This is a genomic window from Actinoplanes sp. L3-i22, from assembly GCF_019704555.1.
Lineage (GTDB): Bacteria > Actinomycetota > Actinomycetes > Mycobacteriales > Micromonosporaceae > Actinoplanes.
In genome coordinates this window covers 10,215,029-10,238,521 of record NZ_AP024745.1, presented here as the reverse complement: position 1 = coordinate 10,238,521, position 23,493 = coordinate 10,215,029, and the positions used below count along the sequence as shown (strand labels likewise).

The window sequence follows — 23,493 nt, the reverse complement described above, 5'->3', positions numbered from 1 at the left end:
CGTGATCTTCGCCCGCACGTGAACGTTTCTCTGCCCGGAAAAAGGCGTTCCGCCGAAAAGGTACGGATATGCCGGTTAGATTACGGATGGCTCCGCCTCACACGGACCTCTAGTCCGGTGTTTGCGCTGCTGAGGGCCGGGTTGACCGGCGCCCCGACCGCCCCAAGGTGCGGTACCCGAACAGGCAACCCCGTCCCGTGACGGGGACGCAAAGCCAGGGGCCTCCCCGCTGGAGGTTGCCCAGCCGCCGAAGGAGACAGGAAGAGAATGCGTTATCGACCAATCCAAGCGGCGCCGCGCGACCGGGCGCCGTTCGCGCTCTGGGGACGGCCCCGGATCCGCACTGTCCTGGCCGCTGTGGCTGCCTCCGCCGCCGCGCTCGTTCCAGTAGCGTTCGTCCCCACGCCGGCCTACGCCGCCATCTCGGGCCTGACGATCACCCCACTGACGGACAACTGGGAAGGTGCCCGGGTCGCGTTCACGGCGACCTACACGGGCGCGTCGTCCTCCGGCGCGATCACCTTCGCCGCTACCGGGGACGGCGTCGCGGGCACCAACTACGTCGCTACCCCGACCGTCGGGGTGGCCGCGGGCGGCGCCAGCTACACCTTCCCCGGGACCACGGCCGGCGGCGTCAACTCCGTGACCGTCTATGTAGACACGATCGCCGACGCGGCCATCGCGGCCCACACGATCACCCTGACCGGGTCCGACGCCACCACGCCGACGCCCAACACGCAGGTGAGCTCGACCACGGCGTCGGTCTGGAACTGGGACCCCGCCGCCAACTCCTACATCCTGACCGGTCCGGGCACGGTTCCGGAGACCGCGACCACGACCGGCACGGGCGTGAGCGCGGTCACCACGCAGGCGACCGCCTGGGTGAGCGCCACCCTTTCGGGATCCGCTCAGACCCTGGCGCACGACGTCGTCATCCCGGTGGCGTCGATGGACCGGCTCGCGGGCCCGGCGGCGGCGCAGGCCGGCACCGACTCCACCCGGGACTACACGGCACTTCCGGCCGGGTCGACGATCACGATCAAGGCGGGGTCGAGCAGCGGTGCCACCGGGGTCACTCTCTTCGACGACGCGATCGACGAGGACGACCAGAGCTTCGACGTCAACATCACCACCGGTCAGGCGCCGGGTGGCAGCGCGGCCTCCGCGGGCGGTGCGACGGCACCGGTGACGATCACCGACGACGACGCGCAGCCGACCGTGAAGGTCGCCGGCGGCGGCTCGGTCAGCGAGAGCGGCTCGCTCGGCTTCCCGATCTCGCTCTCCGGCCCGACGCAGCGCGCTGGTGCGGCTGTCCGCTTCGACACCTCGAGCGGCGACACTCTGGACAACTCGAACCCGGCGACCAGCGGCACCGACTTCACCGCCGTTACGAATCGCAGCGTGACCTTCCCGAACAACTCCACCAATTCGACAGTGCTCGTCAAGACCACGGGCAACGTCAATGTAAGCAATGTTCCCATCGGTGACGGGGTCGTCGAGGGCACGGAGAACCTCAAGGCCACCCTGAGCGCCCCGACGAACATCACCCTGGGCACGCCGGTTTCGGCCAGCGGCACCATCGTCGACGCGGACACGCCGCCGTCCGCCTCCACGATCTCGGTCAACGAGACGGGGGTCGCGGCCACCAGTTGGACCGAGGGCAACAGCGGCACCGTCGACAAGTGGATCTACCTGACGCTGAGCGGCACCGCCTCGATCCCGGTGAAGATCAACTACGCCTTCAGCGGTGGCACCGCCACCAATGGCACCGACTACGTCGGCAAGGACGGCTCGCTGACGATCGCGCCCGGCGAGACCAAGGCGAAGATTCCGGTCTCGATCATCGGGGACACCTACTACGAGAGCCCGGACGAGACCTTCAACCTGGTCTTGACCAGCCCGAACGCCACGCTGACGGGTTCCACGACGGCGTTCACCATCGCCGACGACGGTGACACCAAGCCGACCTGGAACCTGAAGGACGCCACGGTCGACGAGGGCAAGACCGGCGTCACCCAGGCGAAGATCCCGGTCACGCTGAGCGGCCCGACGAACGTGGACGTCTCGTTCACCTTCTCGGTTCCCGCCGTTGTGGGTGCGGGAACCACGGCGACCCAGGGAGCCACCGTCGCCGGCGGCACCGCCCTGGGTGCCAGCGACTACGCCCAGCCGACATCGTCCGTGGTGACCATCCCGGCCGGCCAGACCACGGCTGACCTGGTGATCCCGGTCAACGGCGACACGGTCTACGAGGGCAACGAGACGATCGCGATCCCGGCGCCCGTCGTGAGCGCGGGTTCCAGCAACGTGACGACGGGTACTCCGTCGACCGCGTCGCTCACGATCAAGGACGACGACGCCGCGCCTGCGGTCACCTTCAACTCGACCGGTGGCACCGAGGGCACGTCGATCCGCGTCAACGCGACCGTCACCGGCACCGCGGAGAAGGCGTACAAGCTGAAGTTCGCCACCGCCGGGTCCGGTACCGGTAACGAGGTCGCGACCTACAACACCGACTACTCGGGCAACATCGCCAACCTCGGTCTCATCGGCGGCGAACTGACCGTCACCGCCGGGGCGGCGACCCCGACGCTGGGCCAGATCGCCGAGTTCTACCTCGAGCCGGACAGCATCGACGAGCCGACCGAGACGTTCGGAGTCACCGCGACCGAGTCGTCCGCCTCGCTGATCGGCATCCCGGTCAGCACCGGCACGTACAAGATCACCGATGACCCGGGCGACCTCCCGCCGGCCGTCCACATTCCGGACGGCTCGATCAAGGAGAACGAGAAGTCCATCGAGGTCCCGGTGGGCCTGGAGTGGACCGCCGACAACTCGGCCACCTCGACCACCCAGACCCTGACCGTCCCGTGGGAGACCGCGGACGGCACGGCCAAGGCGGGCGAGGACTACGAGGCGTCGCACGGCACCCTGATGATCACGCCGGACGGCAAGGGCAACGTCATCAGCGTCAAGATCATTGACGACAAGATGAAGGAGCCGGACGAGACCTTCTGGATCAAGCTCGGCAAGCCCGGCCCGGCCGGTGCGAGCGTCTACAACAACATCTGGAACGGCACCGTCACCATCGAGTCCGACGACATGTCGAACCCGGTCGCCCCGACCCTGACCGTCACCGGTCCGGCCAAGGGCGGCGGCCTGGCCGCCATCTGGGGCAAGGCCGGCCCGAAGGCGGACGTCGAGCTCTGGGGCGCCCCGCTCCCCGGCAAGCTCGCCCCGCTGAACGTCACGGTCAAGGCCGACGACAACGGTGAGTACAAGTTCGTCTCCCGGGCAATCACCCAGGGCTGGACCTTCGCGGTCAAGTCCGACGGCATGGTCTCCGCGGCGAAGACGGTCAAGCTGACCCAGTCGCCGGCGCTCACCGTGTCGACCACCAAGGGCAAGCTGACGGCCATGGTCGTCGGCAACCCGAAGGCGGGCGGCCAGACGGTCACCATCCAGCGCAAGAGCGGTAGCAAGTGGGTGACGGTCGCCAGTGGCAAGACCGGCACGGCCGGCTACAAGGGCACGTGGAGCTTCAAGTCGAAGACGAAGCTGACCCTGCGGGCCCTGGTCTCCGGCAACAGCACGACGGGCATCGCCGCCGGCTACTCCGCGACGAAGACCATCACCATCAAGTAAGCATCGACTGACCCGAAAAAACGGGGGCGGCCTCACGGCCGCCCCCGTTTGCTTGTCTCAGTCCATCTCGACCACGGCCGAGGCGAACTGCGCCGAGTACAACCGGGCGTACGCCCCCTCGGCCGCGATCAGCTCGTCGTGCGTGCCCTGCTCCACGATCGTGCCGTCCTCCATGACGAGGATCAGGTCGGCGTCGCGGATCGTGGACAGCCGGTGGGCGATCACGAAGCTGGTCCGTCCGGTCCGGAGCGTGTTCATCGCCCGCTGGATCAGCACCTCGGTCCGGGTGTCGACGGAGCTGGTCGCCTCGTCCAGGATCAGGATGCTCGGCTCGGCCAGGAACGCCCGCGCGATCGTGATCAGCTGCTTCTGACCGGCGCTGACGTTCGAGCCCTCCTCGTCGATCTTCGTCTCGTAGCCGTCCGGCAGCATCCGGACGAACCCGTCGACGTGCGCGGCCTCGGCCGCCCGGATGACCGCCGCCTCGTCGAAGGAGTCCGCGCCGTAGGCGAGGTTCTCCGCGATCGTCCCGCCGAACAGCCAGGTGTCCTGCAGGACCATGCCGATCTGCTCGCGCAGCTGTTCGCGCGGCATGGTGGCGATGTCCACCCCGTCCAGGGTGATCCGCCCCCCGGTCACGTCGTAGAACCGCATCAGCAGGTTGACCAGCGTGGTCTTGCCGGCCCCGGTCGGCCCGACGATCGCCACGGTCTGCCCCGGCTCGACCGCGAGCGACAGGTTCTCGATCAGCGGCTTGTCCGGCGTGTACCGGAACGACACGTTCTCGAACGCGATCCGGCCCTCGACCCGCGCAAGATCGACGGGAGCCGGATCGGCGCTCTGCTCGTCCGCGTCGAGCAGGGCGAACACCCGCTCGGCGGAGGCCACCCCGGACTGCACCAGGTTCGCCATGCTGGCCACCTGGGTCAGCGGCTGGCTGAACTGCCGGCTGTACTGGATGAACGCCTGCACGTCACCCAGCGACAGCGACCCGGACGTCACCCGCAGGGCGCCGACCACCGCGACCAGCACGTAGTTGATGTTGCTGATGAACATCATGGCCGGCTGGATCAGGCCGGAGATGAACTGGGCCCGGAAGCTGGAGGCGTACAGCTTGTCGTTGTGCTGCCGGAACGCCTCCTCGGCCTCGTGCTGCCGGCCGAACACCTTGACCAGCGAGTGCCCGGTGAACATCTCCTCGATGTGCCCGTTGAGCTGGCCGGTGACCTTCCACTGCGCGACGAACTGCGGCTGGGCCCGCTTGCCGATGGCCTTGGTCAGGAAGAACGACACCGGGATGGTGACCAGCGCGATCAGCGCCAGCAGCGGCGAGATCCAGAACATCATCCCGAGCACCCCGACGACCGTCAGCAGCGCCGTGATCAGCTGCGCGAACGTCTGCTGCAGGGTCTGCGCGATGTTGTCGGTGTCGTTGGTGGCCCGGCTGAGCACCTCACCGCGGGCCTGCTTGTCGAAGTACGACAGCGGCAGCCGGGCCAGTTTCGCCTCGACCTGGTTGCGCAGGTCGAAGACGGCGGTCTGCACCACGCGCGCGGTGATCCGGCCCTGGAACACGCCGAACACCCAGGCGAACAGGTAGACCACGACCACCCAGGCCAGCACGTGCAGCAGCTTGTCGAAGTCGATGCCCTGGCCGGGGATCGCGTCGTTCATCCCGGCCAGCAGGTCGGCCATCTTGGTCTCACCGTTCTGCCGGAGCAGCTCGATGGCCTGTTCCTTGGTGACCCCGGGCGGCAGGGACTCGCCCAGCTTCCGGCCGACCACGCCGTTGAAGATCACGTCGGTGGCGTGGCCGAGCAGGCGCGGGCCGAGCACCGACAGGAAGACCGAGGCGATGCCGAAGAGCAGCACCAGGCCGACCAGCATCCGCTGCGGCGCGAGCATCTTCAGCAGGCGCTTGGTGGAGCCCTTGAAGTCCTGCAGCTTCTCCGGCGGTCCGCCGGCTCCCATCATCATCCGGGCGGCCGGCGGGCCGCCCATCGGCCGCGCGGGCGGCCGGTTGGGCGCGGTCATGCGGCGGCCTCCTGCTCAGTGAGCTGCGAAAGAACGATTTCCCGGTACGTCGGATTGCCGTCCATGAGCTCCTCATGCGTCCCGGTCCCGACGACCCGGCCGTCGTCGAGCACGACGATCCGGTCGGCGTCCCGGATGGTGCTGACCCGCTGCGCCACGATCACCACGGTCGAGTCCGCGATGTACTCGGTGAGCGCGGCCCGCAGCGCCGCGTCGGTGGCGTAGTCGAGGGCCGAGAACGAGTCGTCGAACAGGTAGATCTCCGGCCGGTGCACGAGCGCCCGGGCGATCGCGAGCCGCTGCCGCTGCCCGCCGGACACGTTCGTGCCGCCCTGCGCGATCGGGGCGTCGAGCCGCCCGTCCATCGCCTCGACGAAGTTCTTCGCCTGGGCGACCTCCAGGGCCTCCCAGAGCTCCTCGTCGGTGGCGTCCGGATTGCCGTAGCGCAGGTTGGTCGCGATCGTGCCGGTGAACAGGTACGGCCGCTGCGGCACGATGCCGACCAGCCGGGACAGCAGGCCGGGCTCGAGCTCCCGGACGTCCACGCCGTCCACCAGCACGGCGCCCTCGCTCGCGTCGAACAGCCGCGGGATCAGGTTGATCAGGGTGGTCTTGCCGCTGCCGGTGGACCCGATGATCGCGGTCACCTCCCGGGGGCGGGCGACCAGTCGTACGTCGGAAAGCACCGCGGCCTCGGCCCCCGGATAGCGGAAGCTGACCGCCCGCAGTTCCAACTCGCCATGTCTGTCGACCTCGGTGATCGGCGCCGCAGGCGGCGTCACCGAGGTGTCCGTCCCGGTCACCTCCTGGATGCGCTCGGCGCAGACCTCGGCGCGCGGGATCATGATGAACATGAAGGTGGCCATCATGATCGACATCAGGATCTGCATCAGGTAGCTGAGGAACGCGGTGAGCGCGCCGACCTGCATGTGGTTGCTGTCGATCCGGTGCCCGCCGAACCAGAGGACGCAGATGCTGGACAGGTTCACGATCAGCATCACGGTCGGGAACATCAGCGCCATGATCTTGCCGGCCTTCAGCGAGACCTGGGTGAGGTCGTCGTTGGCGACCTCGTAGCGCGCCTTCTCCCGGTCGTCCCGGACGAACGCCCGGATCACCCGGATGCCGGTGATCTGCTCGCGCATGACCTGGTTGACCCGGTCCAGCTTGACCTGCAGGCTGCGGAACAGCGGCCGCATCCGGCTGATGATCAGGGCGACCACGCCGACCAGGATCGGGATGATCACCAGGAGCAGCCCGGAGAGCGGCACGTCCTGGCGCAGCGCGAGCACGATGCCGCCGACGCACATGATCGGCGCCGAGACCATCAGCGTGAAGGTGAGCAGCACCAGCATCTGGATCTGCTGCACGTCGTTCGTGGTGCGGGTGATCAGCGACGGCGCGCCGAACTGGCCCACCTCGCGGGCGGAGAACGTCTGCACCCGGCTGAAGATCGCCTCGCGCACGTCCCGGCCGACCGCCATGGCGGTCCGGGCGCCGAAGTACACCGCGACGATCTGCGCGGCGATCTGCAGCACCGTGATGCCGAGCATCCAGCCGCCGAGCTTCATCACATAGCCGGTGTCGCCGGTGACGACGCCCTTGTCGATGATGTCGGCGTTCAACGTCGGTAGGTAGAGCGTCGCGAGCGTCTGCAGGAACTGGAACAGCACGATCAGGCCGATCGTGTTCCAGTACGGCCGCAGGTGCACGCGAAGCAGCTTCATCAACACTTCGCTTGCTCCCCCTGATTGGTGAGAATGCCGTCGAGCAGCAATGACGCCAGCTCGGAACCGCTGAACCGCTCGCTGTCGCCGAACGGGCCGAAGGTGTTCGCGCCGCAGTAGAGCAGCAGCAACCGGGCCGCCTTGGCCGGCGGGACCCGCAGCCGGGCCGCGTCCGGCTCGAGCACCTCGGTCACGGCGGTCATCAGCAGCCCGCGCGTCGAGGTCATCCGCTCCCGCGCCTCCGGGCTGCCGTCGTTCATGATGATCAGGCGGCGGGCCGCGTGCATCAGGCTCGCGTTCTCCGCGAACCGGGCGTGCACGATCTCGGCCGCGGCCAGCAGCCGCTCCCGCAGGCCCGCGGCCGGATCGATGGCGGCCAGCGCGTCAAGCGTCGGCTGCGCGTCGAGCGCCTGGACCACCGAGCAGACCACCAGCTCGTTCTTGTTGCTGAAGACGCCGAAGATGGTGCCCTCGGCGACCCCGGCGGCGTGCGCGATCTGCCGGGTGCTCACCTCGACCCCATGCTCGTGCAGCAGCGGGATGGTCGCCGCGATCAATGCCGCCCGCCGCTCGTCCGGCGCGAGGGCCGGTTGACGTCTGCGTCTGTTCTCCACGGCGCACAGCCTAATGAGCGAGCACTCACTCATCCACTGACTTTTGTCATGGGGTCTCACCGCCCCCTCGTCGAACCGGAAACGACACGGGGGCGTATCAAGTAAACGTGAGCCAACCAAGCAAGCCGTACCGCCGGGTCATTCGTCACGTGACCACGGGTTTCGCCGCAATCCTCGTCTTTCTCGCGCTGATCCTGCCGGACCAGATCACCCGGCTCCCGCCGGGCAACCACTGGTACACCGCGCTGGTGCGGATCCCGATCGAGGCGCTGATCGCCGGCGCGGTGCTGCTCGTCACGCCGCCGCGGGCGCGCCGCTGGCTGGCCGCCGGGCTGGGCGTGCTGCTCGGCGCGCTCACCGTGGTCAAACTGGTCGACATCGGCTTCTTCTGGGTGCTGGCCCGCCGCTTCGACCCGGTCCTGGACTGGACGCTGTTCGACGACGGCTTCAACTTCCTGGTCGACTCGGTCGGCAAGGCGTCCGCGACCGCGGTGGCGGTCGGCGCGGTCCTGCTCGGAGTCCTGATGGTCGCCGGGATGGCCTGGGCGATGCTGCGGCTGACCCGGGTCGCCGTCGGGCATCGCCGGATCGCCGCCGGTGGGCTGGGCGTCGCCGGGGTGGCCTGGCTGGCCCTGTTCCTGATGAGCTACCAGTTGATCGGCGGCATCCCGGTGGCCTCGACCGCCGCCGCCGACCTGGCCCGGGACACCGCGCTCGCGCTGCCGAAGGACCTCGCCGACAAGCGCGCGTTCGTGGCCGAGGTGGACGCCGACCCGTACCGGGACCGCCCCGGGAACCAGCTGCTCACCGCGCTGCGCGGCAAGGACGTGGTGGTCTCGTTCATCGAGAGCTACGGCCGCGACGCGGTGGAGAACCCGGCGTTCAACGGCTCGGTGCTGACCGCGCTGGCCGACGGGGACCAGAAGCTGGCCAAGGCCGGGTTCGCCGCCCGCAGCGGCTTCCTCACCTCGTCCACCGCCGGCGGCGGCAGCTGGCTGGCCCACTCGACGTTCCTGTCCGGCATGTGGGTCAACAACGAGTCCCGCTACCGCAGCCTGATGGCGACCGACCGGCTCACGCTGACCAGGACGTTCAAGAACGCCGGGTACCGCACGGTCGGCGTCGAGCCGGGCGTCATCTACGCCTGGCCGGAGGGCCAGTTCTACGGCTACGACCAGGTCTACGACAAGGCCGCGCTGAACTACCACGGCCCGCAGTTCAGCTGGTCACCGATGCCCGACCAGTACGCGCTGTCGCAGTTCCAGAAGTTCGAGTACAGCAAGCCCGGCCGCGGTCCGCTGCTCGCCGAGATCACCCTGACCTCCAGCCACACCCCGTGGGCGCCGGTCCCGAGCACGCTCGGCTGGGACCAGCTCGGCGACGGCAGCGTCTACGGCCCGCAGGCCAAGACCACCGACCCGAAGACGGTCTGGAAGGACGACAGCAAGATCAAGACCGAATATGCCCGCTCGATCGCCTACTCGGTCGACAGCCTGATCAACTGGGCCAGCACCTACGGCGACGACAACCTGGTCATGGTCTTCCTCGGCGACCACCAGCCCGCCTCGGTCGTGGTCGGCCAGAACGCCACCCACGACGTCCCGATCACCATCATCGCCAAGGACCCCAAGGTCCTCGACCGGATCAACTCCTGGGGCTGGACCAGCAGCGTCAAGCCCGCCCCGAACGCCCCGGTCTGGCCGATGAACGCCTTCCGCGACCGCTTCCTGACCGCCTTCGGCCCGGAGGGCGACCCCCACTGACCCCCTCTGCTGACCGCTACTGATCCCTCCCGGCCTCCTCCCGAGACCGGCTCCGGACATTCCTCTCCGCCCAGAACCGGCCGGCCACGCGGGCAGCGTGACCGGCCGGTTCGTCTTCACCCTCAAACCCAAGATCAAATTCTTCATTGCCTCGGCTGCGGCCAATAACTGATCGTCGCTCCCGCGGGGACCCTTCCGGGCCTCGCAGGGCGCGGGGCGCCCAGAACGCGAGACCCGAAAGGGCGACGTCCGAGGGTGGTTGCGGTTTCAAAGGACCCCGCAACGCCTCGCGCTAGTCGGCGAGCGTGATGACCTGGGTGGCGGGGAGGCGCGGGGTGTGCGGGGGAGCGGTCCGGTCCGGGTCCTGCAGGCCGAGGCGGACGGCCAGGTAGGGCACGCCGGTTCCGCCCAGCAGGCGGGTCAGGGCCGCCCGGGTGAACGGGACCTCGACCGGCCCGCTGAACGGGAGCAGGCTCACCGCGTGCTCGGTCGCGGCCAGCCACAGCCGGCTGAGCGACTCGCCGGAGCGCAACCAGTCGGACGGGGCGTCGCCGCGGCCGTACAGGACGCCGTACGTCGCCGCCCGGTCGTGCCCGTCCCCGGCCGTGACCGAGCCTTCGGCCTGGAAGTCCCGCTCCGCGACAGTGGTCAGCGGCACCTCGGCGGGCAGCGCCGAGGCCGGGATCCCGGTGCCGTCCGGCCGGTCCCCGCCGACCCAGGTGGCGAGCTCGGCACGGGCCCGCTCGTCGGCGTCCTCGGCGGACTGGGCGTGCTCCACCGCGACCGCCAGGTCCAGCACCTGGTCCCGGTCCAGCAGGTGCAGCTCGGCCCCGCCCGGCGAAGCCGCCTTGACCAGCGCGTCCAGGACCGGCCCGGGAACCGCCTCGTCCCGGACCGTGCGCCGGTCGGTCCGCCGCACCTGGAGCATCTGCAGGTGCCGGGTCGCCTCCGGCTCGGCCGGTCGCCGGTCACCCGGCGTGATCACCGCGAGCGGCCCGTCGAGGGACCCGGGGCGCTCGACCGTGTATCCCCAGCCCTCGGCGTCCAGCGCGACCTGCGCGTGGTGCAGCGCCGCGCCGCAGCTGACCAGGAGCATCCGGGCGTCCGGGTCCTGCGCGTGCAGCTGCCGGCCGGTGACCGCGTACAGCTCCAGCCGGTCGGCCCGGACCACCCACCGCCACGGCTGGGTGTTGTGGATCGACGGGGCGAACCGGGCCGCGTCGGCGGCCTGCGCCAGTGCCTGCTTGACCTCGTTCATCCCCCCATGGTGTGTCGTCCGACCAGGGCCGACCAAGGCCGAAAGTCCCGAACCGTAGGCTGGGCCGGGTGTTCGCCGAGCCGTCGCTGACCCATCGCAAGGAGGACGGGCAGGAGGTGCCGCTGCTGCTCTGGCGGTTTCCCGAGCCGGTCCTCGCCGTCTCCAGCGCGGTCCTGGGCGGCGGTGTCGGCACCCGCGAGTGGCTGATCAACGCCAGCGTCCCGATGTCCTACGCGCGGCCGGACCCGGCGGTGCACCTGACCGAGCTCGCCGGCGCGCTCCACCTGTCCGGTCCCGGGGTCGGGCTGCTCACCGGCGTGAACGTGCGTGACGTGGTGTCGGCGTCGGAGGCCGGGGTGCACGTCTACGCGACGGTCGGCCTGGGCGCCCCGATCCGCGCCGCCGAAGCCGGGGTGACCGGTTTCGCCCATCATCCCGGGACGATCAACATCGTCGTCTGGATTCCGCAGCGGCTCAGTGCCGGCGCGCTGGTCAACGCGGTCGCGACGGCCACCGAGGCGAAGGTGCAGGCGCTGGCCGACCTGGGCCTGTCCGCGACCGGCACCGCGACGGACGCGATCTGCGTGCTCTGCCCGGTGGCCGGTGAACCGGCGGCCTACGGCGGGCCGCGTTCGCACTGGGGCACGCCGATGGCGCGGGCCGTGTTCGGGGCGGTCCGGGACGGGGGTGCGGCCAATCTGGCTACCGGGCGCTCCTGGTCGGGGGCTTACGGCCGTACCGCCGAATCGGCGCCGCAATCGTGAGCGAAAAGCGAACCGTGACCCCGCGCTAGAGCCGGGTGGCCAGGGCGAGGAAGCGGTCCTCGCCGTCCTCGTAGGAGGTCAGCACCCACCCCGCCGCGGCCAGCAACGGCGCCAGCCGCTCCTCGGCGAGCGCCTCGTCCGGCCGCAGCGTCCGCCCGTGCCGGGTGGCCAGCGCGGCCCGGCCGACCGGGTGGAAGATCGCCAGCGTCCCGCCGGGCCGGGTGACCCGGGCCAGCTCGGCGAGCCCGGCCGGCGGGTCCGGCAGGTGGGTGATCAGACCGGCCGCGAAGATCACGTCGACCGCGGCGTCGGCGATCGGCAGCCGGCGGGCGTCCGCGACGACCAGGGTCGCGGCGGTGTTCCGGCCGGCCCGGCACGCCTCGGCGAGCATGTCCGGGGTGAAGTCCAGCCCGATCACCCGCCCGGCCGGCCCGACCGCCCCGGCCAGGGCGGGAAGCGCCCGCCCGGTCCCGCAGCCGACGTCGAGGGCGACCTCGCCGGGGCGCACGCCGGCCTCGTGGACGGCCTTCGCGTACGCCGGCAGATCGTCCCCGAACTTGACGTCCCAGTCCGCCGCGCGGGCCGCGAAGAACGCCCGGCTTTCCGACAGGTACCACCGGTCCGGGTCGGCCAGCGACGGGTGCATGTGCCGGATGACCGGCCAGTCCGGGTCCCGGTGGTCGATCACCACCTGGGCGCGGCGTTCCCCGTCGCCGCTGGTGAACCTGTTCCGCGGGCCGCCGCGCAGATAGACCAGGACCTGGTCGGTGGCCGGCTCGAGCACGTTGAGCGCCGAGTCGAACCCGCCGGTGCCCGGCCCGATCAGCCCGAGCACCGCGTCGATGTTCCAGGCTCGCGCGGACGCCGGGAACGCCGCGGCGAGCCGCGCCGCGAAGTCGGCCGCCGCGCCCGGATCGCCGCCGTCGACGATCACGGTGAGCGGCGCCCGTGGCGCCAGCACCTCGGCCAGCAGGGCGGTGACTTCCCTTATCCGTTCCGGCACGCCCACCAGGATGCAGCCCGGGTGTGACGGACGCAACGTTTCACTCACTCAAGTACGCCGGTGTGAGCTGCGTAAATCGGCGGCTACCGTTCCGGTCATGGAGTCACTGGAGCTGGCCGATTTCCGGTCCGCGGTCGCCCGTATGTACCTCGAAGCGGACGGCCTGTCGGATTTCCGCACCCGCCGCGATGATCTCTTCGCCACCCACGCGCAGTCGCCGATCCCGCCCTCGGAGCGGGCCGATTTCGCGGGGTTGGCGTATTTTCCGGAAAATCCGGAGGCGATCGTCGACGTGCCCGTCCACAAGGCGGACGGTGAGCTGACGATCGACACCGGCGGGCCGGACGGCGTCGTCCGGTACACCCGCGCCGGGATTCTGGAGACCCCGTTCGGCGATCTCACGCTCTGGTGGATCGCGGCCTACGGCGGCGGCCTGTTCCTGCCGGTCCGGGACGGGACGTGCGGCCGGGAGACGTACGGCGGGGGCCGCTACCTGACCGACACGGTGAAGGGCACCCACGGGCGGGGCGTGCAGTGGCTGGGCTCGGACCGGGTCCGGCTCGACTTCAACTACCTCTACAACCCGAGCTGCGCCTACGACCCGCGCTGGGCGTGCCCGCTGGCGCCGCCGGAGAACCGGATCACCCACCCGCTCGAGGCGGGTGAGAAGTCCTACCACTGATCAGGCCGAGCCGGGTCAGATGGTCGGCGAAGCCGTCGAACGGGGCGCGGGCCGTGGCGGCGGCCAGCACCGCGGGGTGCGCGTCGCCGACCGCGACCGAGTGGCCCACCAGGGCGAACATGCTCAGGTCGTTGGGCATGTCGCCGAAGGCGACGGTGTGTTCCGGGGCGATGCCCAGCCAGTCCAGCGCGCTTGCCACGCCGGCCGCCTTGTCCACCGCGGGCGGCCCGGCCTCGACCAGGTGGGGCGCCGAGTAGGTGAGGGTGACCCGCTCGGCGAAGCCGGCCTCGGTCAGCCGGGCGGTCAGCTGGTCGGAGGTGAGCGTGCCGTGCCGGATCGCCACCCCGTAGGCCGGCTGGTCGGCGATCTCGCCGAGCGCGACCGGCCGCCACGGCTCGGCCGGCGGCCGGCCGCGGAGCGCCAGGTATTCCGGGGTGATGTCCCAGGAGGCCACCCCGAAGACGGCCAGCCCGGCGCCGGGCAGGGCCCGGACGAACCCGGCCAGGTCGCGCAGGTCGTCGGCGGGCAGGGTGCGCTGCCAGAGCGTGCGGCTCTCGGCCGGGGACCAGCCGAGCGCGCCGTTGTGGCAGACCGCGACCGCGAGGTGGCCGACCAGGGCGGTGAGGCGTTCCACCCCGTTGCGGGTGCGGGCGGTGGCGGCGATCAGCGGCACCCCGCGATAGCGCAACTGAGCCGCGGCGTTCAGGGTGGCTGGGCTGATCGCGTCGCCCGGGCCGACCACCGTGCCGTCCAGGTCCGTGACCACCGCCTGCCACTGCGTCATGACCGGCATTCAACATCATGCGTACGACGTTTCGCCGCCCCCGGAAGTCAAGTGCTCCCCGCCACGGTCGCGACGGTCGCCGATCTTGCGCGGGACATGCAAGGCTGGCACCGGAACGAAGGGGGACGCGGATGGGCATGATCAAAGTCGTCGGTCTGGTGCTGCACCCGCGCCGCGACTGCGGGTCGGCGGTCGACACCATCGTGAGCTGGGCGGCCGCGCGCGGGGTGACCGTGCTCGGCCTGCCGGACGAGATCGACCGCATCGACTGCAGCGCCGAGCCGGTCTCCGCCGAGGAGATGGTCGAGCGGGCCGGCCTGCTGGTCAGCCTCGGTGGCGACGGCACGATGTTGCGCAGCATGCGGCTGGTCGAGGGCCGCAAGACACCGGTGCTGGGGGTGAACGTGGGCCGCCTCGGGTTCCTGGCCGAGGTCGATCTGCCGGATCTGAAGGACGCGCTCTCCTCGATCGACGAGCACTCGTACCGGATCGAGTCGCGCACCGCGGTGCGCACCGTCCTGCCGGACGGCCGCCGGGTGACCGCCTTCAACGACATCGCCCTGGTCCGGGTCCCGGGCCACGGGCTGGCCGCGGTCGGCATCCGGGTCGAGGGCAAGCGGTTCGTGAACTACGCGGCCGACGCGGTGCTGGTCTCGACGCCGACCGGCTCGACGGCGTACAGCTTCTCGGCCGGCGGCCCGATCGTCTCGCCGAACGTGGAGGCCCTGATCGTCAGCGCCGCCGCCGCGCACTCGTCGTTCAACCGCTCGCTGGTGCTGGACACCTCCGAGCACCTCTGCCTGGACGTGCTGCCCACCAGCGGCCGCCTGGCGATCGAGGTGGACGGGATCATCGAGGGCTATGCCGAGGCCGGCGCGTCCATCGAGATCGAGCCGGTCCCGGCCGCCGCCCAGGTGATCCGGTTCGGCCAGACCTCGTTCTACGAGCGGGCCCGGCGCAAGCTGCGGGTCGAGGGCAGCGCGCAGGCCGGCGACTTCGACGCCGGCGACGCGATCGTGGTGGACAGCTTCGAGCAGCACCGGTACGAGGTGCTGGTCGGCGGCGAGGTCGCCGGGATGCTGCACTACCGCCGGCACACCGACCGGGTCGAGCTCCTGCACACCGAAGTCGACCAGGCCTTCTCCGGTCGCGGGCTGGCCGGCCGGCTGGCCTCGGCGGCGCTCGCCGACGCCCGGTCCCGGGCCGTCCCGATCGTCGCCACCTGTCCGTTCGTGACCGGTTATCTGGAACGTCACCCCGAGCTGAACGATGTGGAGCTGAGGTAACGACATGGGCCACGCCGCCATCCTCACCGTCGACGACGACCCCTCGGTCTCCCGAGCCATCGCACGTGACCTGCGCCGGCGCTACGGCGACCAGTACCGGGTGATCCGGGCCGGCGGCGCCGCCGAGGCGCTGGAGGTGCTCAAGGAGCTGAAACTGCGCGGCGGCCGGGTCGCCGTGATGCTCGCCGACTACCGGATGCCGCAGATGAACGGCATCGAGTTCCTGGAGCAGGCGATGGACCTGTTCCCGCACGCGCGCCGGGCGCTGCTCACGGCGTACGCGGACACCGACGCCGCGATCCAGGCGATCAACGTGGTCGACGTCGACCACTACCTGCTGAAGCCGTGGGACCCGCCGGAGGAGAAGCTCTACCCGGTGCTGGACGCGCTGCTCGACGCGTGGCAGGCCACCGGCGACCAGGAGCTGCCGGACATCCGGGTGGTCGGGCACCGGTGGAGCGAGCCGTCCTTCCAGATCCGCGACTTCCTGGCGCGCAACCTGGTGCCGTACAAGTACTTCGGCGCCGACGAGCCGGAGGGCCGCCGCCTGATGGAGGCGGCCGACGCCGGGCCGGAGTCGATCCCGCTGGTGGTCACCGCGGACGGGCGCGCGCTGCCGCGCCCGAGCGTGCAGGAGGTCGCCGAGGCGGCCGGCCTGTCGACGAACCCGGGCCGGGACTTCTACGACCTGATCATCGTGGGCGGCGGGCCGGCCGGGCTCGGCGCCGCGGTCTACGGCGGCTCGGAGGGCCTGAAGACGCTGCTGATCGAGCGGCAGGCAGTCGGCGGCCAGGCCGGCCAGAGCTCCCGGATCGAGAACTATCTGGGCTTCCCGGACGGGATCTCCGGCGCCCAGCTCACCGACCGGGCACGGCGGCAGGCCGACAAGTTCGCCGCCGAGACGCTGAACACCCGAGAGGTGGTCGGGCTCCGGGCGGACGGCTCGGCGCGGACGCTGACGTTCGCCGACGGCGGCGAGATCTCGGCGCACGCGATCCTGCTCGCCACCGGGGTCTCCTACCGTCCGCTGATCGCTGAGGGCGTCGCCGACCTGACCGGCTCGGGCGTCTTCTACGGCTCGGCGTCGACCGAGGGCCCGGCCTGCGCCGGCAGCGACGTCTACATCGTCGGCGGGGCGAACTCGGCCGGCCAGGCGGCGCTCTTCTTCTCGAAGTACGCCCGCCGGGTGACGCTCCTGGTGCGGGGCGACTCGCTGGAGTCCTCGATGTCGTACTACCTGATCCAGCAGCTCGCCCAGGTGCCCAACATCGAGGTGCGGACCCGCTGCGAGGTGATCGGCGCGCAGGGCGACGGGCACCTGCAGGCGATCACCATCTGCGACAGCAAGGACGGGACGAAGGCCACCGTCGAGTGCGGTTACCTGTTCGTCTTCATCGGCGCGGAACCGCGGACGGACTGGCTGGGTGGCGCGGTCGACCGGGACGAAAAGGGGTTCATCCGCACCGGATCGGACCTTCTCGCAAACGGTGGGCGTCCGCGGGGATGGGATCGGGACCGCGATCCGTTCTACCTGGAGAGCAGTGTTCCCGGCATCTTCGCCGCCGGCGACGTCCGGGCCAACTCGATCAAACGGGTGGCCTCGGCGGTCGGTGAGGGCGCGATGGCCGTCGCATTGGTCCATCGTTACCTGGAGGCGCAGTAACCATGACTGTCGAGACCGAAGAGATCCGCCTCGAACCCTGCGAGCCCGGCCGGCTCACCCCCGCCGACCTGAAGACGCTGTTCCTGTTCGAGAAGCTGACCGACGAGCAGCTCGCCTGGATCGCCGAGCACGGCTGCACCATGCGCGTCCCCGGCGGCGGCTTGGTGCTGCGCGAGGGCGACCCGGCCACCCAGTTCTTCGTGCTGCTCAGCGGCACGATCGCGCTGAGCCGGCGGGTCGGGCAGGACGACGTGCAGACCAGCCGCACCGAGCAGCGCGGCGTGTACATGGGCGCCACGAACGCGTACCTGCGTGACGACGGCGTGCCCCGCAACTACATGGGCTCGATGCGGGCGCTCTCCGACTCCGAGTTCTTCGTGCTCTCCGAGCGCGACTTCAGCCGGATGATGCGCGAGTGGTTCCCGATGGCCACCCACCTGCTGGAGGGCCTGGCGCTGGGGATGCGCAGCTCGCAGGCGGCGATCGGCGAGCGGCAGCGGCTCCAGGCGCTCGGCGCGCTCTCCGCCGGCCTGATGCACGAGCTGAACAATCCGGCCGCGGCCGCGTCCCGGGCCACCGGCGCGCTGCGCGAGCGGGTCGCCGGGATGCGGATGAAGCTCGGCAAGCTGGCCAAGGGCAAGGTCCCGCCGGACCGCCTGATCGCCCTGCTCAACCTCCAGGAGGAGGTCATCGAGCGGGCCGCCAAGGCGCCGGTGCGCACCGCGATGCAGATCGCCGACCTGGAGGACGAGCTCGGCGACTGGATGGAGGAGCACGGCGTCACCGGCGGCTGGGACGTCGCGCCGGTCTTCGCCCAGGGCGGCATCGACACCGAGTGCCTCTCCGAGATCCAGTCCCGGCTGGAGTCGCCGGAACTGCTCGACCAGGCGATCCACTGGATCGGCTACGCCCTGGAGACCGAGCAGTTGATGAGCGACATCGAGGACGCCACCGGCCGGGTGTCGTCGCTGGTCAACGCGGCGAAGCAGTACTCGCACGTGGACCGGTCGGCGCACCAGTGGATCGACGTGCACACCGGGCTGGACAGCACCCTGGTGATGCTCAACCACAAGATCGGTGACGGCATCCGGGTGGTCAAGGAGTACGACCGCTCGCTGCCGCAGATCCCGGTCCACCCGGCCGAGCTGAACCAGGTGTGGACCAACCTGATCGACAACGCCGTCCAGGCGATGTCCGGGGCGGGCACCCTGACGGTCCGGACGTACCAGGAGGACGACTGGGTCGTCGTCGCGGTCGGGGACACCGGCCCGGGCGTGCCCGACGAGATCAAGAAGCGGGTGTTCGAGCCGTTCTTCACCACCAAGCCGGTGGGCCAGGGGACCGGGCTGGGGCTGGACATCTCGTACCGGATCGTGGTCAACGGGCACGGCGGCGACATCTCGCTGCAGTCCTCGCCCGGGGACACGAAGTTTCTGGTCCGGCTGCCGATGAGCGAGCCGGCCTCGGCGTAATTCGGCTGGAGCCGCCCGCCGCCGGTCCCCTAGGATCGGGGTCGGTGATGGGCGGCTCCTGGCGGCGCTTCCTTCCCATGTCTTGCTGAAAACGAGAATAGATAGCGCCGTCGCTCTCCGCCCATCGCCGCACCACCGGGAGAAACTTTGGCCACCGTCGCCGTCGAGACGTCCGTGGATGTGCCGGCCGCCCAGGTGTGGGCGGCGATCGCGGATGTCGGCGCGGTCCGCGCCCGGGTCGAGCGCGGCATCGTCGAGATGAAAGCGGTCCTGGAAAGCGCCTAGATGTCGGCGACGGCGACGCGGCCGGAGCGGAACGACATCCGGTCCGGCGCCACCTCCTTGAGGCCGGCCGCCACCGTCCGCAGATCATCGTCGCGGAGCACCGTGAACCCGTGCCGCCGCAGCAGCCCGCCCATCGAGGCCGGCGTCCAGGTGGAGAGCCACGGCTCGGCGGCCCACGGGTTGGACCGCCCGCCCGGCCGGGCCATGGCCCGCGCGATGAGCCGGCCGAACCGCGCGGCCACCGAATGCTCCTGATAGTTGACGATCAGCCGGCTGCCCGCCGCGGACAGCGCCGCGATCTGCTGGACCATGCCGGTGACCTGCGCCGCGGTCAGGTAGGGGACGACGCCCTCCCACACCCAGGTGGTCGGCTCGGCGGCCCGGTGCCCGGCGCCGGCGAGCGCGTCCCCGAGCCGGTCCCGCGCGAAGTCCACCGGCACGAACGTCGGCGGGGTGCCCTTGAGCGCCGTGGCCCGATCGCGTTTGTCCTGCTGGGAGGCGGGCTGGTCGACCTCGTAGACGGCCGCGTCGGCGAGGTCCGGCATCCGCCAGGCGCGCCCGTCCAGGCCCGCGCCGAGGATCACCACCTGGCCGGCCGGCCGCTCGCGGATCGCGTCGTCGATCGCCACCGTGCGCGGGACCAGCATCTCGCCGCAGCGCAGGACCATCTCGTACGCCATCCGGTCGTTCCAGTCGGCCGGCAACGCCCCGGCCAGCACCCGCTCGACGGCGGCCCGCTCGTCGTCGCGGAGCAGCACCATCGCGGTCGGATCCGCATATCGCCCGGGCAGGCGCCGCTCGTGGGCCACCGCCCGCCCCTGGCACACGAGAACCGCTGTCTGACTCGCCCGATACTCCGGCATGGCCTCGACGCTATCGCGCACCCGCATCCCCGGCCGCTGACACCTGTCACACGTGCCACCCGGCGATCTGCCGCAACACCGGGGGCCCGGCGTCAGACAGCCACGCCGCTGAACGCCGTACCCCCAAAAGGCGGCCTAGGGAAGCAGGCCCCGAATGTAGGCCGCCTGGCCGGCGTGCTGCGCGCAGTCGTCGTAGACGCTGACCAGCCGCACGCCCAGGGTGACCGGCGGATCCCACCGCCGGTCCACGATCCGGTCCAGGTCGGACTCGGTCAGCCCACCCAGGTAGCCCACGGTCCGCTCGTGCACGGCCTGGTAGTAATCGGTCAGCGCGGCCGCGCTCACGGGCACCACCGCGGCCACGTCGGCGGCGGTGTGGGCATAGCCGGTGTCCGACGGGTCGGACTTGCGGCCGAACCGCTGGGCCCAGTCCCCGGTCACGTAGATCTGCTCGGCGTCGAGGACGTCGGCGACGTGATGGTCGTGCACCCGGGTGAGGTGCCAGATCAGCCAGCCGATCGAGTTGGCGCCCGGTTTCGGCGCCCAGTGCAGCTGCTCCGGGGTGAGGCCGTCGATCGCCGTGCCGATCAGCTCGGGCACCCGCCCGAACGCCTCGCCGAGTACGCCCTTCGCGTCCATCCTCGATCTCCCTCCCGCTACTGCGGTTGTTCCGCGGTGCCCTGCTGAGTCGTGTCGCCGCCGGTGTCGGAGCCACCGCCGGTGGTGGTGTCGCCGCCGGAGTCGCCGGTCGGCGTCGGGTCGGCCGGGGCCTCGGTGGTCGGGTCCTGCGCCGGTGCGGTCGTCGCCGTCCCGGTGCCGGCCGGGGTGGTCGCGGCGCCGGTGGGCGCCGGATCGGTGCCGGTCGGCGTGGCCGACGGCGCCGGGGCCGGCGTCGCCGGGTCGTCGGAGTGGTTGCCGGACCAGTTGAACACGGTCGGCGCCCCGCCGTCCCGCCCGCCGGTGGCATCCGCCGCGGACCTGCCGGCCAGCAGCTCGGCCACGGTGAGCGTGCCCATCGCGAGGACGAACAGCGCGCCGGTCACCATCGCGATCCGCTTCCAGCGGATCTTCCGCGGGGTGCCGGACGGGGTCTCCTCCTCCGCCGCGGCCACCTCGGGCGTGCCGACCGCGGCGGGCGCGGTCACGAACGCGGCCTGCAGCTTCTTCGTGCCGTGGTTCAGATAGCGGTGGTACACCTCGGTGCCTACCGAGCTGATCAGGCTGGCCACCGCCGCGCCGATCAACGTCCCGGCGACGCCGAGGAACGAGCCGATCACCGCGGCCGAGACGGCCGCCAGGGTGCCGGCGATGGTCTTGGGAATGTCGATGCCGGCCCAGATCCGGGGTTGCGCGTGCTCGGTCATGTGCCCCCTCTCAGTCGCGCCAGTTATCCGCCTTAACCCCACGGCTCATCGCCAAACCCCGCCGCTCGGCGATGGCGACCCGCAGCGGGCGGATGACGATGCCTTCCTCCTCCTCGAGACGCTGCCGGGCCAGCTTCCGACTGCGCAGGATGCCGGTCAGGCCCACCGCGGCGATCAGGAACTGCACCGACATCGCGACCCGGAAATCGGCGATGTGATAGTCGGCACTGCCGCCGGTGCGGGCGTCCAGGATCAGGCCGACCAGCTCGATGGTGAGCAGCGAGGCGACGAACCCGCCGACGTTGACCACGCCGGTCGCGGTGCCGAGGCGGTGCGGGGGATTGAACGTACGCGCGTAGTCGAACCCGATCATCGAGCCCGGCCCGCCCGAGCCGAGCGCCACCACCAGCAGGATCAGCACCGGCAGCGGCGCCCGGCCGGGCCAGAGGATGACCAGCGCCCACGCGCCCAGGTTGATCCCGACGATGCCGAGCACCAGCAGCGAGCGGCGCAGCGGGAAGCGCTGCACCAGGGTGCCGAGGACCGGGCCGGTCGCCATCCCGACGATCACGAACAGGGTGAGCAGCGAGCTGGCCGTGCCCCGGCTGACGCCCTCGCCGGCGATCAGGAACGGGACGCCCCACATCAGGGCGAAGACGGTGCCGGTGAACTGGGTGGTGAAGTGCGTCCACAGCCCGAGCCGGTTGCCCGGGTGCCGCCAGGCGATCGCCACGTCGGCGCCGAGCTTGCGCAGGTTGATCGGATTGCCGCTGGTGACCCGGCGCTCCGGGGTGTCGTGCAGGGCGGCTGCCGCCGCCAGGGCGACGAAGACCCCGGCGCCGGCGGTCGCGAGGAAGGCCGGGGCCCAGCCCGGTCCGGCGAGCAGCAGGGCCAGCGGTACGGCGGAGAGCACCTGCCCGAGCTGTCCCACGATGCCGGTCAACTGAGTGAGGACCGGCACCCGGCGGGCCGGGAACCAGCGCGGCACCAGGCGCAGCACGCTGATGAACGTCATCGCGTCCCCGGCGCCGACCAGGACCCGGGCCACGACCGCGCCGGTGATCCCGTCGGCGAACGCCATCAGGGCCTGCCCGGCGGCCATCACCAGCGCGCCGGAGACCACCAGCCGCAGTGATCCGAATCGGTCGAGCAGCAGCCCGACCGGGATCTGCAGCCCGGCGTAGACGAGCAGTTGCAGCACCGCGAAGCTGGCCAGCGCGCTCGCGCCGACGTCGAACCGGTGCTGCGCGTCCAGCCCGGCGACGCCGAGGGACGTGCGGTTGAGGACGGCGATGACGTACGCGGCGAGGCCGGCGGCCCACACCGCCCAGGCCCGGGCTCCGGGTCGCAGGGACATGTGGCGCCTTCCACTCGCGCGGCTCTTTTGTACTTTCCAAGCCTTCTCCGCAGGTCGGCGCGCCGCAACGTGCGTTTGCCCACTGGCCCGCCTTGATGTAACCCTATTGGGGGTATAGCTTTATAACCCCAAGTCTGACGGAGGTGGGCGTGATGCCGAAGATCAATGTGTATCTGCCGGACGAGCTGGCCGAGGCGGTCAGGGAGACCGGCCTGCCGGTCTCGGCGATCTGCCAGCGGGCGCTGGAGCAGGCGGTCCGCCGGGTCACCGCGATCCGCGAGACGTCCCTCGCCGAGCTCTCCGGCGCCGACCTGGAGCAGCGCTTCCCGCTGATGACCGGCCGCGGCCGCACGGTCCTCGGCCTGGCCGTCGAGCGGGCCGGCGCCGCCGCGCGCACGTCGGTGACCAGCGGTGACCTGCTCGGCGGGATGCTGACGGAGGGGTCGAACCTGGCGATCCACGTGCTGCAAGCACTGGAGATCGAGCCCGGCCGGCTGGCCCGTGACCTGGAGCAGCAGGCGGGCGACGAGACTCCCGGGCCGGGCCCGGGCGTGCACCTGAGCGTCCCGGCGGCGGGCGCACTGGAGCTGGCCGTCGGCGAGGCGGTCGGCCTCGGGCACAACTACGTGGGCTGCGAGCACCTGCTGCTCGGCTTGGTCGCCGAGCCGGACGGCGGGGCCGGCCAGGTGCTGCGGGCGGCCGGCGCCGATCCGCGGCTGACCCGGCGGGCGGTGGCCTCGGCGCTGGCCGGTTACCGCCATCTGCAGGCCAACACGGCCGCCGCCGCGGGCTACTCCGAGCTGCGCAACGCGGGCAGCGCCGACCCGGCCCAGCTGCTGGCCGCGGCCCTGCAGCCGCTGATCGAGCGGATCGAGCGACTCGAGCAGCGGCAGTGACCCGGTGGCGCGCCGGCACACCGGGGAGCGGCG

19 protein-coding genes and 1 riboswitch are annotated in these 23,493 nt (G+C 71.1%); of the genes, 9 read left to right on the top strand and 10 right to left on the bottom strand.

Going from position 1 to position 23,493, the window contains the following annotated elements:
- Window positions 1–173 precede the first annotated feature (173 nt).
- Window positions 174–252: riboswitch (cyclic di-GMP riboswitch) on the top strand.
- Window positions 253–357: 105 nt separating this feature from the next.
- Complete coding sequence (locus tag L3i22_RS45385; protein WP_221323605.1) at window positions 358–3,645, top strand: Calx-beta domain-containing protein; 3,288 nt, start codon at window positions 358–360, stop codon at window positions 3,643–3,645.
- A 57-nt stretch (window positions 3,646–3,702) separates the two neighbouring features.
- On the opposite strand, the gene L3i22_RS45380 is transcribed toward L3i22_RS45385, so the two are convergent.
- From L3i22_RS45380 to L3i22_RS45370, 3 genes are read right to left on the bottom strand one after another with little or no spacing between them, the layout of a single operon-like run.
- Window positions 3,703–5,679, bottom strand: a complete 1,977-nt coding sequence (locus L3i22_RS45380) for an ABC transporter ATP-binding protein (protein WP_304523445.1) — start codon at window positions 5,677–5,679, stop codon at window positions 3,703–3,705.
- Window positions 5,676–7,412 (bottom strand): ABC transporter ATP-binding protein, encoded by a 1,737-nt coding sequence (locus L3i22_RS45375; protein ID WP_221323604.1) that lies wholly within the window; start codon window positions 7,410–7,412, stop codon window positions 5,676–5,678. The genes L3i22_RS45380 and L3i22_RS45375 overlap by 4 nt, the downstream gene beginning before the upstream one ends.
- Window positions 7,406–8,020 carry a TetR/AcrR family transcriptional regulator gene (locus L3i22_RS45370; RefSeq protein ID WP_221323603.1) on the bottom strand — a complete coding sequence of 205 codons (615 nt, stop codon included), beginning with the start codon at window positions 8,018–8,020 and terminating at the stop codon, window positions 7,406–7,408. The genes L3i22_RS45375 and L3i22_RS45370 overlap by 7 nt, the downstream gene beginning before the upstream one ends.
- A gap of 107 nt (window positions 8,021–8,127) precedes the next feature.
- Here L3i22_RS45370 and L3i22_RS45365 point away from each other — a divergent pair, with 107 nt between their 5' ends.
- The gene (locus L3i22_RS45365) at window positions 8,128–9,783 is read left to right on the top strand and encodes a sulfatase-like hydrolase/transferase (RefSeq protein ID WP_221323602.1); all 1,656 of its coding nucleotides are present in this window, start codon (window positions 8,128–8,130) and stop codon (window positions 9,781–9,783) included.
- A 292-nt stretch (window positions 9,784–10,075) separates the two neighbouring features.
- On the opposite strand, the gene L3i22_RS45360 is transcribed toward L3i22_RS45365, so the two are convergent.
- The gene (locus tag L3i22_RS45360; protein ID WP_221323601.1) at window positions 10,076–11,041 is read right to left on the bottom strand and encodes a nitroreductase; all 966 of its coding nucleotides are present in this window, start codon (window positions 11,039–11,041) and stop codon (window positions 10,076–10,078) included.
- Window positions 11,042–11,109: 68 nt separating this feature from the next.
- On the opposite strand from L3i22_RS45360, the gene L3i22_RS45355 reads away from it, so the two are divergent.
- Window positions 11,110–11,805 (top strand): adenosylcobinamide amidohydrolase, encoded by a 696-nt coding sequence (locus tag L3i22_RS45355; protein ID WP_221323600.1) that lies wholly within the window; start codon window positions 11,110–11,112, stop codon window positions 11,803–11,805.
- 25 nt (window positions 11,806–11,830) lie between these two features.
- On the opposite strand, the gene L3i22_RS45350 is transcribed toward L3i22_RS45355, so the two are convergent.
- On the bottom strand, window positions 11,831–12,808 hold the full coding sequence (locus L3i22_RS45350) for a class I SAM-dependent methyltransferase (protein WP_221323599.1): 978 nt from the start codon (window positions 12,806–12,808) through the stop codon (window positions 11,831–11,833).
- Window positions 12,809–12,905: 97 nt separating this feature from the next.
- Between L3i22_RS45350 and L3i22_RS45345 the strand changes: the two genes are divergently transcribed.
- Window positions 12,906–13,490, top strand: a complete 585-nt coding sequence (locus L3i22_RS45345; protein ID WP_221323598.1) for a DUF1684 domain-containing protein — start codon at window positions 12,906–12,908, stop codon at window positions 13,488–13,490.
- Here L3i22_RS45345 and L3i22_RS45340 read toward each other — a convergent pair.
- Window positions 13,450–14,274 (bottom strand): HAD family hydrolase, encoded by an 825-nt coding sequence (locus L3i22_RS45340; protein ID WP_221323597.1) that lies wholly within the window; start codon window positions 14,272–14,274, stop codon window positions 13,450–13,452. The genes L3i22_RS45345 and L3i22_RS45340 overlap by 41 nt on opposite strands.
- A gap of 131 nt (window positions 14,275–14,405) precedes the next feature.
- On the opposite strand from L3i22_RS45340, the gene L3i22_RS45335 reads away from it, so the two are divergent.
- The 4 genes from L3i22_RS45335 to L3i22_RS45320 all read left to right on the top strand — a co-directional run bounded on the left by L3i22_RS45335 (window position 14,406) and on the right by L3i22_RS45320 (window position 18,980).
- The gene (locus tag L3i22_RS45335; RefSeq protein ID WP_221323596.1) at window positions 14,406–15,560 is read left to right on the top strand and encodes an NAD(+)/NADH kinase; all 1,155 of its coding nucleotides are present in this window, start codon (window positions 14,406–14,408) and stop codon (window positions 15,558–15,560) included.
- 4 nt (window positions 15,561–15,564) lie between these two features.
- Window positions 15,565–17,223, top strand: a complete 1,659-nt coding sequence (locus tag L3i22_RS45330; RefSeq protein ID WP_221323595.1) for an FAD-dependent oxidoreductase — start codon at window positions 15,565–15,567, stop codon at window positions 17,221–17,223.
- A 2-nt stretch (window positions 17,224–17,225) separates the two neighbouring features.
- On the top strand, window positions 17,226–18,695 hold the full coding sequence (locus tag L3i22_RS45325; RefSeq protein ID WP_221323594.1) for an ATP-binding protein: 1,470 nt from the start codon (window positions 17,226–17,228) through the stop codon (window positions 18,693–18,695).
- A gap of 147 nt (window positions 18,696–18,842) precedes the next feature.
- A complete protein-coding gene (locus L3i22_RS45320) occupies window positions 18,843–18,980 on the top strand; it encodes a hypothetical protein (protein WP_221323593.1) in 138 nt (45 codons plus the stop codon).
- Here the strand turns inward: L3i22_RS45320 and L3i22_RS45315 are convergent.
- The 4 genes from L3i22_RS45315 to L3i22_RS45300 form a co-directional block, all read right to left on the bottom strand.
- Entirely contained in the window at window positions 18,977–19,843 is an 867-nt protein-coding gene (locus L3i22_RS45315; RefSeq protein WP_221323592.1) for a class I SAM-dependent methyltransferase, read from the bottom strand. The genes L3i22_RS45320 and L3i22_RS45315 overlap by 4 nt on opposite strands.
- 135 nt (window positions 19,844–19,978) lie before the next feature.
- Window positions 19,979–20,482, bottom strand: coding sequence for a DUF664 domain-containing protein (locus L3i22_RS45310; protein WP_221323591.1), 504 nt, complete (start codon window positions 20,480–20,482; stop codon window positions 19,979–19,981).
- Between the two features lie 17 nt (window positions 20,483–20,499).
- Window positions 20,500–21,207 carry a hypothetical protein gene (locus L3i22_RS45305; RefSeq protein ID WP_221323590.1) on the bottom strand — a complete coding sequence of 236 codons (708 nt, stop codon included), beginning with the start codon at window positions 21,205–21,207 and terminating at the stop codon, window positions 20,500–20,502.
- A gap of 10 nt (window positions 21,208–21,217) precedes the next feature.
- Window positions 21,218–22,564 carry a nitrate/nitrite transporter gene (locus tag L3i22_RS45300; RefSeq protein ID WP_221323589.1) on the bottom strand — a complete coding sequence of 449 codons (1,347 nt, stop codon included), beginning with the start codon at window positions 22,562–22,564 and terminating at the stop codon, window positions 21,218–21,220.
- A 152-nt stretch (window positions 22,565–22,716) separates the two neighbouring features.
- Here L3i22_RS45300 and L3i22_RS45295 point away from each other — a divergent pair, with 152 nt between their 5' ends.
- Window positions 22,717–23,460, top strand: coding sequence for a Clp protease N-terminal domain-containing protein (locus L3i22_RS45295; RefSeq protein WP_221323588.1), 744 nt, complete (start codon window positions 22,717–22,719; stop codon window positions 23,458–23,460).
- Window positions 23,461–23,493: the final 33 nt, after the last annotated feature.